This is a genomic window from Thalassospira lucentensis (assembly GCF_001613805.1).
Classification (GTDB): domain Bacteria; phylum Pseudomonadota; class Alphaproteobacteria; order Rhodospirillales; family Thalassospiraceae; genus Thalassospira; species Thalassospira lucentensis_A.
This window is the reverse complement of the sequence record NZ_LPVY01000025.1, coordinates 146231-159688: the sequence shown is the minus strand read 5'-3', so window position 1 is coordinate 159688 and position 13458 is coordinate 146231. Positions and strand designations below refer to the sequence as shown.

General features: G+C 54.6%; 8 protein-coding genes. 2 read left to right on the top strand and 6 right to left on the bottom strand.

The window, feature by feature from the left end; all coding sequences use genetic code 11:
* Positions 1-251: 251 nt before the first annotated feature.
* The 5 genes from AUP42_RS21070 to fhuF all read right to left on the bottom strand — a co-directional run bounded on the left by AUP42_RS21070 (position 252) and on the right by fhuF (position 8902).
* Entirely contained in the window at positions 252-1994 is a 1743-nt protein-coding gene (locus AUP42_RS21070; protein ID WP_156484674.1) for an OFA family MFS transporter, read from the bottom strand.
* Positions 1995-2253: 259 nt separating this feature from the next.
* Entirely contained in the window at positions 2254-4281 is a 2028-nt protein-coding gene (locus AUP42_RS21065) for a sensor histidine kinase (RefSeq protein WP_062953565.1), read from the bottom strand.
* Positions 4281-5708, bottom strand: coding sequence for a sigma-54-dependent transcriptional regulator (locus AUP42_RS21060; RefSeq protein ID WP_082824890.1), 1428 nt, complete (start codon positions 5706-5708; stop codon positions 4281-4283). Before AUP42_RS21060 ends, AUP42_RS21065 begins: the two co-directional genes overlap by 1 nt.
* A 201-nt stretch (positions 5709-5909) precedes the next feature.
* Complete coding sequence (locus AUP42_RS21055; protein ID WP_062953563.1) at positions 5910-7985, bottom strand: TonB-dependent receptor; 2076 nt, start codon at positions 7983-7985, stop codon at positions 5910-5912.
* A gap of 260 nt (positions 7986-8245) precedes the next feature.
* Positions 8246-8902 carry a siderophore-iron reductase FhuF gene (gene fhuF / locus AUP42_RS21050; RefSeq protein ID WP_062953562.1) on the bottom strand — a complete coding sequence of 219 codons (657 nt, stop codon included), beginning with the start codon at positions 8900-8902 and terminating at the stop codon, positions 8246-8248.
* Between the two features lie 234 nt (positions 8903-9136).
* On the opposite strand from fhuF, the gene AUP42_RS21045 reads away from it, so the two are divergent.
* A complete protein-coding gene (locus AUP42_RS21045; RefSeq protein ID WP_062953561.1) occupies positions 9137-10846 on the top strand; it encodes an ABC transporter ATP-binding protein/permease in 1710 nt (569 codons plus the stop codon).
* A gap of 70 nt (positions 10847-10916) precedes the next feature.
* Here AUP42_RS21045 and AUP42_RS21040 read toward each other — a convergent pair whose 3' ends face one another.
* A complete protein-coding gene (locus AUP42_RS21040; protein WP_062953560.1) occupies positions 10917-12416 on the bottom strand; it encodes a CoA-acylating methylmalonate-semialdehyde dehydrogenase in 1500 nt (499 codons plus the stop codon).
* A gap of 145 nt (positions 12417-12561) precedes the next feature.
* Between AUP42_RS21040 and AUP42_RS21035 the strand changes: the two genes are divergently transcribed.
* On the top strand, positions 12562-13449 hold the full coding sequence (locus AUP42_RS21035; RefSeq protein WP_062953559.1) for a LysR family transcriptional regulator: 888 nt from the start codon (positions 12562-12564) through the stop codon (positions 13447-13449).
* Positions 13450-13458: the final 9 nt, after the last annotated feature.

Genomic DNA, 13458 nt, shown 5'->3' with positions numbered 1-13458 from the left:
GTATCCGGCGCCTTTCGGGAAAACCCCAATATGGTGGCGCACTTTATGTGATTGATGGACACCATTTACGGGGCGGATGTCCTGATCGCAGGATAACCCGAAAGGCCATAAAAACCGAGGGGTTAATCCTGCAACAGGAGCGGACATGACATTGATGCACTTTCATGTCCAGACGGGTCCGGGGACAGACAGACATACCCGGACCCTTTGGCGCCGGTCGGAGTTAAGCCGACCGGCTCCGGGGTTTGGTACTACGCTTCGGACGTTGCCTCGCGGCCAGACGGTGTCGGCTTTGCAGGCTCGGCCGCGGTTTCCATGTAATGCTTGTCATGGATAGGCTTGACCAGTGCGTTGGCAATCAGGCCAATCACCAGCAGGGCCGCCATGGCATACATGGTGGTGTTATAAAGGCTCGGCGTCGGATCAACCGTCCCGGCAGGGGCGATTTCCATCAGACGGCCAATGGTAACGGTTTTGGCAGCAATCAGCTGATCAAGCTGATCCATACCGGCACCGAACTTTGCCTGAAACGCTGCCGGATCAATCTTGGCCGCCAGTTCCTTGACCGAGTTCCCGACCGAGGTCTGACGCAACTGGGTGATGGCAACCGGCCCTAGCACGCCCGCAACACTCCATGCGGTCAGAAGACGGCCATGGATGCCACCGACATATTTGGTACCGAAAACATCGGCAAGATAGGCCGGAATGGTCGCAAAACCGCCGCCATACATGGTGAAAATGATCATGGTTGCGCCATAGAACATCACAAGCCACGTAACGACCGGGTTCACACTGACCTGCCCCGCAGCATATGGGATCGACAGATAAAGGATGATGCCAAGAATGAAGAAGCAGTAATAGGTGTTCTTGCGCCCGATATAGTCCGAGGTCGATGCCCAGAAGAACCGGCCGCACATGTTAAAGACCGAAATCATGAAGACATAGGTCGCAGCAAAACCGGAATTGACAATCAGCGGCAGCGTGCTGCCAAAGATTTCCGTCATCATGGTTTTGGCAACACCAATTACCCCGATACCCGCCGTCACGTTAAAGCACAGAACGATCCACAGCATGTAGAATTGCGGGGTTTTAAGTGCCTGATCGATATGGACGTTTTTCTGGGTGATCATCCGCTTGGAGGCTTCTTCGCCCGTTGGCGGTGTCCAGCCTGCCGGCAGCCAGCCTTCACGCGGGACACGATACGAGAATGCCGCAATGATCATGACAATGAAATAGGCCACACCAAGCGTGATGAAGGTTGCCGATGCACCGGTATTACCGGTACCCGCAACATAAACACCTTCCTCGATCGGAACCGGCGCCGATGCCACCTGGGCTGCACCTGCAATCACGACTTCGACCATCTGGCCACCGACTTCGGCCATGCGTTTGCCGCCTTCGGTCACCAGGTTAACAGCACTTTCCGGGCCAAGATATTCCGGCACCTTGTAGAAGAATGAAAGCAAACCCTCCTTGATCGGTGTTGCGATCATCGCTCCCCCGCCAAAGCCCATGATGGCCATACCGGTTGCCATACCGCGCCGGTCCGGGAACCAGCGGATCAGCGTTGAAACCGGCGATACATAGCCAAGACCAAGACCGGCCCCGCCAATCACACCGTAACCAAGATAAACCAGCCAAAGCTGATGGCTGGCAATGCCAAGACCACCAATAATGAAGCCCCCGCCCCAGCAGCAGGCAGCAACAACGCCAACCATACGTGGACCGACTTCTTCAAGCCACTTGCCACCGAATGCCGCCGCAAGACCAAGGCAGACAATCGCAACCGAGAAAATCCAGACGACAGATTGCAGCCCCCAGTCACCGGAACTTGCGGCAACAACACCGAATTCCTTGACCAAAGGCGGGTTGAAAATCGACCAAGCATAGACCGAGCCGATGCAAAGATGGATGGCAATGGATGCTGGCGGGACTTTCCAGCGGTTGAAATCGTCCCTTGCGACGATATGTTCTTTTTTAAGGCGATCAAACATTTGTGTTTTTCCTCCCGGTATTATGTTCATCCGGTGGCCCCATCCCCCCAATTTCGGATGAATGCTGCATGGCCATATCGGTAAGACCCGGAAAACACAGCGTCGCAATTGCTATGCCATTCAGTCTGTTGCCTGATTTTCTGGAAGTTTTGGAAAGACAATCATCATATTGCGGCGCACGCGCATGGACAAAATGTCCAACAAATTTTTACTGTGCAATGCACCATCCGGACAAAATGTCCAATCCCTGACGGGATAATCAGTCCGCCTCGGGCAACCAGATGGTGAATAACGTTCCTTTGCCTGGCTCGCTTTCAACCGTCATGGTTCCGCCCTGCCGGTCAATCAGGGTTTTACTGATCGACAACCCCAACCCCGTACCTTCACGGCGCTTGGTCGTGTAGAACGGGTCGAAAATACGGCCCAGTATTTCGGGCGACATGCCCGTACCCGTATCGCGGATCGAAATGCGAATGCCGGGTTTTCCTTTCTGATCAAAATCCTCGTCAATCAGGGTTAGGGTACCGCTGCCGGGCATCGCATGCAGCGCATTGACCATCAGATTGACCAGCACCTGCTGCAATTCCGTCCGGTTCATCAGGATAAGCCGCGTGGCTAGGCTTTCACGTGATACCTCGATATCGGCCTTGTTCAACAGATGCTGCACCAGTGGCAGGCAATCACCAATCACCTCGCCCGGCGAATGGCGCTCGACAAATCCGGCATATTCTTCGGGTTTGGCAAATTGCAAAAGCTTGGTGACAATCAGATTGATGCGGCTGACCTGTTCGTCGATCAAACGGAATTCGGTTTCCGCCAGCCGCACATTTTCACCCAGCAGATCCCGCACCACATCAAGGTTCCCCTGAAGCACAGCGACCGGATTGTTGATCTCATGCGCGACACCCGCCGTGATTTCACCAATTGCCGCCAGCTTTTCGGACATGATCAATTGCTTGGTCGTGGCTTCAAGCTGGCGGTTGGCTTCGCGAAGTTCACTGGTGCGCGCATCAACACGCGCATTCAGTTCCTCGTTCCAGGCACGCAAACGTTTGTCTCGTTCCTGCACCTGATCAAGCAGATCATCAAGATGTTCCGCCACCAGCGATATTTCATCCTGCACCTGATCGATATTGGTCCGCGCGCCAAAGTCGCCGCTTTCTACCCGGGCAATCGTCTGGGTCATGCGTTCAAGCGGCTTGAAAATGCCGCGCGCCCAACGCAGGAAGATCGGAACGCTCAGCGTCGCGACAAACAGAAACGCCGCAATGATAATCAGCAGGCTTTCATATTTCGTCTGGGCAAACGGAGCTTCAAGGAACCCGACATACAGCATCCCGACCCGCTTGCCAAAACTGTCGGTAATCGGCTCATAGGCTGAAATATACCAGTCATTGACGACAAACGCGCTATCGAGCCACACCTTGCCGTCTTCCAGAACATTCTGGCGCACCGCCGCCGATACCCGTGTGCCAAGCGCGCGCCGCCCTTCAAACAGCCGCACATTGGTGCTGATCCGCACATCGTCGAGAAACAGGGTCGCCGTGCCCTGGCTGCCTTCGGGAAGACTGCCTTTGCGGTAAACCAGATCATTGATCGTGTCGATAAAGACAAGGTTCTGGTTCAACAATATGCCGCCAACCAGTGCGCCGTCTATCCCCTCTGCGCCCTCCATCGGCAGGGATACATGGCTTGCCGAATGCACCACCATGCCGCGCGTTTCCGCATCGCGCGTGGTGGGCACCGCGTTGGGTGTCGGCACCAGATCAAGCCTTGCGCGCGCCGCCAGACCGGGCGAAATCGCCGCCAGATCGACATTCTCGAATATATCCACCCCGGTCAAGGACGCCCCCGAAAGGGCGGTTGAAATCACCGGCCAGTCTGCATCAAGCCGCGGGTTGGCCTGCCTCGGTGCCGCTCCTGAAACAAGCCCCTGCCGATTGGCGATATACAGGAAATCAAGGCCAAGCTCGGCCTGCTTTGTGGCCAGCAGATCATCAATCCGCGCCCGATCCCCCGATGCCAGCACATCGCGAAATGTCACCGACTGGCCAAGCGCCTCGATCTGCTCGCCAGTGGTTTCCAGAATATGGGTAAAATATTGATGGGCAATCGTCAGGTCGCCATTGACCTTCGATGTCAAAAGCGCGTCAAACTTGCTGTTCCAGCGCACCATCATCACGCCAAGAAGCAATGGCAAAATGACCAGTGTCGGCAATAACGCAATCGCCAGCAGTTTGAATCGCACGGACCGGGTGCGTTTGGTACGGCGGCTCCGCCACGGCATCAATCGGCCCAATCGGCAAATTTGCGGTCAATCGTCTTGCGCGATATCCCCAGACGCCGCGCGGCTTCATTGCGATTGCCGCCGGTCTTGTGCACCATCGCCATGATGTGACGCCGTTCCATTTCCTCCAGCGTCTCGTCCTGATCGGTATGGCCATCCATCCCAGCCTGCTCGTCGCGGAATTCTGCCGGGAACCGCCCAAGGATCAGGGTGCGTTCCACAAGGTTGCGCAATTCGCGCACATTGCCGGGCCAGTCATATCGCGTCAATCCGGCACGCACCGCCCCATCCATCGCGACTTGCGGCACCCCAAGCTGCTTGGACAGTTTGCTCATAAACAGGCTGGCGAGTTCAAGCACGTCATCCCCGCGCTCGCGCAGGGGCGGCATGGCGATATGCATGACATTGATCCGGTAAAACAGATCGGCACGGAAACGGCCCGCTTCGACCTCTGCCTCAAGATCGGCATTGGTGGCAAAAATAAACCGCAGATCGACCGGTGCCTCGCGCTCCGATCCCACCGGGCGGATACGGCGGCTTTCAATCGCGCGCAAAAGCTTGCTTTGCGTCGCCAGCGACAATTCCCCGACCTCGTCGAGAAACAGGGTACCACCCTGCGCATGCATGAAAAGCCCGTCGCGCGTGGTTTGCGCCCCGGTAAAGGCCCCTTTCAGGTGCCCAAACAATTCGGCCTCTATCATCTCGGATGGAATGGCGGCACAATTGATCGGCACGAACGGCTTTTCGGCCCGGTCAGATAACGCATGTAATGATCGTGCGGTCACTTCCTTGCCCGTGCCGCTTTCGCCAGAAATCAGGATCGATGTCGGAAGGGGGGCCACCCGTGCAATGGTTTCGCGGATTTCCTGGATTTGCGCTGAATAGCCAATCAGCTTGTCGCGCAACAGAACGTGATCGGACGTTGCGCGCAATTCATGGCGCAAAACATGGTTTTCACGCCGCAACCGCATCCGGTCAAGGCATCGCGCTACCGCATTCAAAATCTGGTTGGATCGAAACGGTTTAAGGACAAAATCAACCGCACCGGCCCGCAATGCCTTGATCGCGGTATCGAGATCGGCATAGGCCGTCATCAGGATGGCATCGGAAAAAAAGCCGATCTCGCGCTGCTCGGTCAACCACTCAACCCCGGACTTGCCCGGCATGATGTTATCAAGGATCACGACGTCGAAATGATGCTGATCGAGAAGCTTGGTCGCTTCTTCGCAATCGGCGGCTTCTTCCACCCGCTTGGCGCGCGGCCCCAATGTACGGACAAGGAAATTGCGCATCCCCGGCTCGTCATCGACGATCAGGATCGATGCTTTCTCCAGCCACGGGCCGAATTCCGGCCCTGGCTTACCATCCGGTTGCGATGCAGGTGATGGTGCAACCAGATCCGGTGCCCCCATTGCAGTCGATCTCATTGAATTCCTCCGCCGATCTTCCCGGTCACTTTGTTTTTATTTTTTCGAAGATTAGATCAGCAGAAGATGAAAAGCAAAACCGTTGGTCGCATTCCCCAAACTTCCTCGCCGGCACCAATAAAAATCGGGCGAGAAACCGATGCTCCCCACCCGATGAAATCTGAAATATTTTGGGCGCTACGCCCCAGATAAAACGACGTTCTAGAACGCGTAACGCGCTGCCACCCCGAAAGTCAAAGGTGCGCCAACATCGACGACTGTATCGCTCTGATTGGCTGTAACGTAACGCTCGTTAAACAGGTTTTTGACATAGCCGGTAAATGTCATGCTGCCAACGGCATATTCCGCATTCAGATTCACCAGCGTCACAGGATCGCTACGCCGTTCACCGACGACAGTCGAACCGCTAGTGATAAAGTTGGAAATGCTGTCATCCTGATAGACAACATTGGTCCCGATCATAAGACCGTTATCAAAGGTGTAATTGGCCCCAACCGATGCCTGATATTTCGGCGCAAACATGAATTCATGGCCGCTATAATCAACACCGTCCGATACAAAAGAATTATACTTAGTATCACTGTAAGACGCACCGGCATGCACAGAAAGTTGCGATGTCACCAGATATTGCGCCGAAAGTTCCGCTCCGGCCATCCGGCTATCAGCCGCATTGGCCACCTGGCGGTTGCCACTACTATCACGGAACGTAACCTGCTGATCGGTCCAGTCGGTGTAATAAATGTTAGCATTGGTCCGCAAACGACGGTTCAGCCAATTGCCACGCCAAGCCAATTCATAAGTATCGGTAAATTCAGGATCATAAGGTGTATGAAGGGCAAGTGATCGAAGATTCACCCCCCCACTGCGATAGCCGCGCTGCCACGTAACCCCGACAAGATGGTTCTCCGTCACGTCATAACTCAGGCCCAGTTTCGGCAGCAAAACACTGGAAGTGATATTTTCGTTTGCAGAAGGGTCCGTCGCCAAATTAAGCGTATCAACCGTGTAGTCAATCCGGGTGTGGTTTTCCTCATGGTCCCAGCGAAGACCAGTAATCAGGGTCCAGTCATTAACGAACTCCCAGTTTGCCTCGCCAAACAGAGCATAACTGTCGATTTCAACCTTGCCCTTTTCATTCATGACGGTTGTCCCGCTTACGGCAAGCTTGTCGTCAATATCACTGGTCGTCCGGCCAAGATAGGCACCAAAGAACCCGGTAAGATTTTCATAATCATAACCAAGCCGAACTTCCTGACTGGCAAGGGTCTGTTCATGCTTGCGAAGAGCCGCCTGCGACGTTGTTGGCGTCCTGTCGAAATCAAGGGCAGCACTATAATCAACAAGTGTCGCCGAACTGATGCTGGTCAATGTCCATTCATCATCCAGATACCAGTCGAGCTTGCCCGTTACCGCATTCTGATCAAACTTGTGATAGGTTTCGGTATTCTCGTACACATTGAAGTAATCTGGCACACCGTCATTTGCATCAACCGCATTAAGTCCGGCACGCTGATCATTGTGTGAAAACGTCAGCAGCACATCGACGTCATCGGACGGCAGGAACAATAGCTTCCCGCGCACATTGGCTGACCGTAAAGGGTTGGCATCATCGCCCAATGTCGGGTTATTGATGTATCCATCCTCGGTTTGATAATCGACGGCCAACCGTCCCGCCAACCTGTCTTCAATCAGTGCACCATTGGCAAGTGCCGATGAACCCTTTTCACCATAGCGGCCAAGATTTCCCTGCACGGCGAATTCGGGGGTAAATGTCGGGTCTTTGGTTTTCATCACCACCGCACCGGCAAGCGAGTTACGCCCCTGTGTGGTCGATTGCGCTCCGCGATAAACTTCAACCTGCTCAACATCCCAGACCGAGAGCGGATTGGCCGTCAGCAGACGGTTACTTTGGATCGCATCGTCAACATAAACCGAAATCGCACCGTTAAGGGCGGCTGCCCCCTGTTCGTCAAACCCTTGAACCGGAACACCGCGAATACCCCAGTTTTCGTTACCGGATTGAGTATAGACACCGGGCGTACCACTCAGCACATCCTGAAGGGTTTTTGCCCCTTCCTTCCGCATATCCTCGCTGGTGCTGACCGCAACACTCGACAGTGTCCTGTCCTGACTGCGCTGGATTTTTTCCCCTGTGACGATGACTTCTTCTAGCTGAATAACTTCCTGCGGCACTTCCTCGTCCGCAAATACCGGCGTGATACCCAGCGCGCTGGAAGCCACCGCCAGCGCCAAAGAGTTTTTACTGAAAACGTGCATTACCTTGCTTCCCATTCAGAACCACATTTTTTCAAGCGTTGCGGTAAAGAAGTCAGAAGGTTCACACTGTCCGTTTCCCGCCTTCCCCCGCTCCCTGAAACATCTGTCGCGAATGATTAAGCACGGCCAATTGCAAATGACAATAGTTATTATTTGCTACAATAAACACGTATTTTCAGTGAATTAGTTTTTTTGAGGAGAAGCACACAGAAGATGCAGATACATACCACCCAGACCGAGCTGATAAGTCGCACCTCAATTCAGCCATGCTCATGGTAAATGGAACGCAGATAGCTTTCCTGTGCGGCCAACGGCTGCCTGTGTAATCGCGGACATGCTTCGCATAAAACTTCCGGCTTTCCGACAACCGGCGTATGAAGCAGGTAATGCAGACAGCAATGCTTCCTTAACGGGATGCTTGAACAAATATCTGGGACAGGCGAAGCAACAATACGTTGCAAGCTTCTAAGCTTTAACCGGCCATCGGCAACAACTGGCGTCTCCATCCATTGATGAGCCATGGAAAAGGTTTCGGGGTCCAGCGCATCGCGCAATCTGTCAAACGCCCCGTCCCAGACCGCAATAACGTTCCCCCACAACACCTTGGTCGATACACCACCCCATGCAGAAATCGTCACAAACAGCGGGTCCAGATGGTCATTTAACACGCGCTCCCAATAGCCTGCCATCTGGTCGGGTGACAATGACGGAAGCCGTTCCATGACCTTCAATGCCACAGGCCGGGCGTCATCATGCAAAAGTTCGACATCCCCCTTCCAAACCCGGATTTCCAAATTTCGGGCCAATATTCCCGCCAATACCGCCGGGAACAGAACACTAAGGTAATTCATCGACCACTGGGACGCGACGGGCGGTCGCTTTGCTACCGGATAGACCGAGGCGAACCGATCAAGCATCGGAAACAGGATTTCTTCCTGTGGAAGCTGCTGCAGCCTGACGGAAGAAAAGCCGCAATGATCTGTCCGGATGACTTGACGGATGGGAGGCCACGTTTGGCAAAGCCAGTCTGGTAATTCCATAGCAAGCCCCCTGCTAAAAAATGAGAACGCCAATCAGTATTATTAGCATTGCGACCATAACGAGCTGCCTCTATAAACTCAATCTGATTTATCCCGATCAGTTGAGGCATCATGAATACTTTGCAGGGCTTCTGGCGACTTGCGCGCCCTTTCTGGACATCGTCTGAAAAAGTCCCTGCTCTGTTGTTACTGGCTGCGACCATCCTCATGAATCTCGGGCTTGTCGGGGTCAATATCCTGAACAATTTCTGGAATCTGAACTTTTATAACGCCTTGCAGGCTCTGGATTACGACGCCTTCCTGATCAGTGGTGGCCAGTTCATCCTGTTACAAGTCGCCCTCACGACCTTCACCGTCGCAGCTTTTCACTTTCAACAAAAACTGACGATCCGGTGGCTGCGCTGGTCAATCACAAACACGCTTCAGGATTGGCTGAAGGATCAACGATACCTTCTTTTGCAACTGGACTCTCCTGAAACAGACAACCCGGATCAACGGGTTGCCGATGATATCGACATGTTCATCGTCATCTCGCTCAAACTGGGTCTAGGGCTGATGACGGCTTTGGTGTCGCTCTTCTCTTTCCTCAATATTTTATGGAACGCATCCGGCCTCGTCACGATACCATTCGGAACCGAAAGTCTGGTCATCCCCGGACTACTGGTCTGGGTTGCATTGCTTTACTCGATTGCCGGGACGGGTGGGGCATTCTGGCTGGGACGTGCCCTTCCCGGGCTTAATTTCCTGCAGCAACGCCGCGAAGCTGATTTCCGGTTTTCCCTGATGCGCCTTCGCGAACATGCGGAATCGATTGCGCAATATCGTGGCGAAAAAGCCGAAATGCGCACCTTCGCATCACGATTGGAGGCCGCCCTTCAGAACTTCTGGGAACTGGTCAAAAAACAGAAAATCGTGCTTGGCTATTCCACATTCTATATGCGCACGGCCACCGTGATCCCAATGTTCATCATGGCACCGCAATTCTTTGCCGGGGCATTTCCCCTTGGCCGCCTGACCCAGATCAGCGCCGCCTTCGGCGAAGTTCACGAAGCCATGGCATATCTTGTCCGGGTCTTCCCGCAAATTGCCGAATGGAAATCTGTCGTCGACCGATTAACCGGCTTCCAGAACAGGCTGGATGCCCTTTCGTCCAATTCCGGCGTCAATATCCGCCATCAACCACATGCTTTCGAGATCAAGAAACTTAACCTGTGGCTCCCCGATGGCGGAAAAACGCTTCTGCGCGATTTTTCCCTGCAACTGACACCGGGGGATAGCCTTCTTATCCGTGCGCCATCCGGCTTTGGGAAATCCACAATGATCCGTGCTGTTTGCGGCTTGTGGAAACACGCCTCAGGAAGTGCGGCTTACGACAGCGAAAACGCTCTTATCCTGGCCCAGAAACCCTATTTTCCGCTTGGAAGGCTGCGCGATATTCTCTGGTATCCGCAAATTGCTGATGCCGACAATGATCCGGCTTTATCGCATGCTTTGCAACGGTTTGAACTGGGGCACCTGATCGAACAGCTCGATAGCGAAACCGACTGGTCAAAGAAACTCAGCATTGGCGAACAGCAGCGATGCTCCTTTGTCCGCGCCGTACTGCGAAAACCGAAAATTCTCTTCCTTGATGAAAGCACGTCCGCACTTGATGAAAACGCGGAAACCCTCTGCTACCGCCATCTGAAAGAAGAACTGCCTGACACAATTCTGATCAGCATCGGACACCGTGCTTCACTGGAACAATTTCACTCCAGAATTCTGGAACTTGATAAAGATACCAATGCCCTTTCTCTCGCCAGTCGCGAAGCATTGGCGTAAAGCAAGACATATCAAAAAAAGTGGCAGTCCATCGGGACTGCCACCTTATGTCTTCACGATCCTGCGAAAATCACTTCATCGTCGGCATGACGAATTCGGCGCCCTTGCGAATGCCCGTCGGCCAGCGCGAGGTGATGGTTTTAAGGCGGGTATAGAACCGCACCCCTTCCATGCCATGCATGTGATGATCGCCAAACAAGGATGCCTTCCAGCCGCCAAATGAATGGAACGCCATCGGAACCGGGATCGGCACATTGATGCCGACCATGCCGGTCTGGGTGCGGTTGGCAAATTCACGCGCCGTATCGCCATCACGGGTAAAGATCGCGGTACCATTGCCATATTCGTGGCTATCAACAAGATCGGCCGCGGTTTCAAAATCATCGGTCCGCACGATTGACAGGACCGGCCCGAAAATTTCTTCCTTATAGATCGTCATGTCGGGTGTCACATTGTCAAACAGGGTTCCGCCAACGAAGTAGCCGTCTTCATAGCCCTGCAAACGAATGTCACGGCCATCAACAACCAGCTTCGCCCCTTCTTCAACGCCCTTGTTGATATAACCGACAACCTTGTCGCGATGCTGTGCCGTCACAAGCGGCCCCATCTCGGCGGCCGGATCTGTCCCCGGTGCAACCCGAAGTTCGTTAATGCGCGGGACAAGCTTTTCGACCAGCGCATCCGCCGTCGCCTTGCCCACCGGCACCGCAACCGAAATCGCCATGCAGCGTTCGCCAGCCGACCCATATGCCGCCCCCATCAGGGCATCAACCGCCTGATCCATATCGGCATCGGGCATCACGATCATATGGTTTTTCGCACCGCCCAACGCCTGGCAACGCTTGCCCTGCGCAGTCGCGGTTTCATAGATGTATTTCGCAATCGGGGTCGAACCGACAAAGCTGATTGCGCTGACATCCGGATCAAACAGAAGCGCATCAACCGCTTCCTTGTCGCCCTGCACAACGTTGAAAACGCCGTCCGGCAAACCGGCCTCGCTCAGCCATTCCGCCAGCAGAAGCGACGCAGACGGATCACGTTCGGATGGTTTCAGGATGAAACAGTTGCCGCAGGCAAGCGCAACCGGGAACATCCACATCGGCACCATGGCCGGGAAGTTGAACGGCGTAATACCGGCGACAATACCAAGCGGCTGACGCACCGAATGGCTATCAACCTTGGTACCGACATTCTCGGTGAATTCGCCCTTCAAAAGCTGCGGCGCGCCGGTGGCAAATTCAACAACCTCAATCCCGCGGGTGACTTCACCCAGTGCATCCGAAAGCACCTTGCCATGCTCGGCGGTAATGGCCGCCGCCAGTTCTTCCGAACGGCTTTCAAGGATGCCCAGGAATTTATTGAGGATACGGGCACGACGCAGCGGCGTGGTATTGGCCCATTCCGCGGCTACCGCACGTGCACTTTCGACAGCATTTCGAACCTCGGCCTTCGATGCAAGGTCAACCGTCGCACTCTGCTGACCGGTGGCCGGGTTGAACACGGCCGCTGTCCGGCCGGAAGTCCCGGCGACACGTTTGCCGTTGATGTAATGGGTGATCTGGCTGGACATTCGGCTTCTCCCGATAATCGTGGTGATCTTTTGTCGCGGATCATAAAAACCGTCCGCAAAGCAGGTCGATTATGGATATGCATATGGATGCACATCAATTACCATTATTGCAAATTCGATGTGCAATTTTTAAAGTCAATAGATCATGGATTGGGACCGCATTCGCATCTTTCTGGCCGTCGCACGACAGGGCCAGATCCTTTCGGCCGCCCGTCAGCTTGGCCTGAACCACGCCACGGTTGGTCGGCAACTGACCGCGCTTGAACAGGAACTCGGCACCAAACTTGTCGAACGACGCACGACCGGATCGGAACTGACCGAGGCCGGCAAAGCCCTGATGGGTGCAGCCGAGGCCGCTGAATCAGCCTTCCTTAAAGTCGGCACCGCCTTCCCCAACCGGGCAGAAGGCATCGCCGGAACCGTTCGCGTTGGCGTGCCCGATGGACTTGGCAATTACTTCCTTGCACGTGAACTGGCGGGCTTTGCCGCGGGGCATCCCGATCTGGTGATCCAGCTGGTGCCGCTGCCGCGTACCTTTTCCCTGTCCCAACGCGAAGCCGACATCGCCATCACCCTTGATCGCCCCAAACAGGGGCGGCTGGTGATCAAAAAACTGACCGACTACACGCTGAGCGTCTATGCATCCCAAAGCTACATCAAAAACTATGGCGCGATCCGGTCCGAACGCGATCTGACCGACCGGCTGTTTGTCACCCATATCGAAGACCTGATTTACAGCCGCGCCCTTGATTACGCGGCACGTCTGGGCAAACTGATGAAACGGCGTTTCGAATGCGGCAGTGTGGTCGCCCAGATGGAAGCGGTGCGCAACGGGCACGGCATTGGCATCCTGCATGATTACGCCACCCATGATGTACCCGACCTGATCCGCCTGCTGCCCGATATCCGCTTTACCCGAAATTACTGGATGCTGCTGCATCCCGATACCAAGGACACCCGCGGGGTCGCCGCCGTCGCCGATCATATCAGCCGGGTCGTACGTACCGCGCGTGATCTATTCATTGCACAGTGATCTAAAATT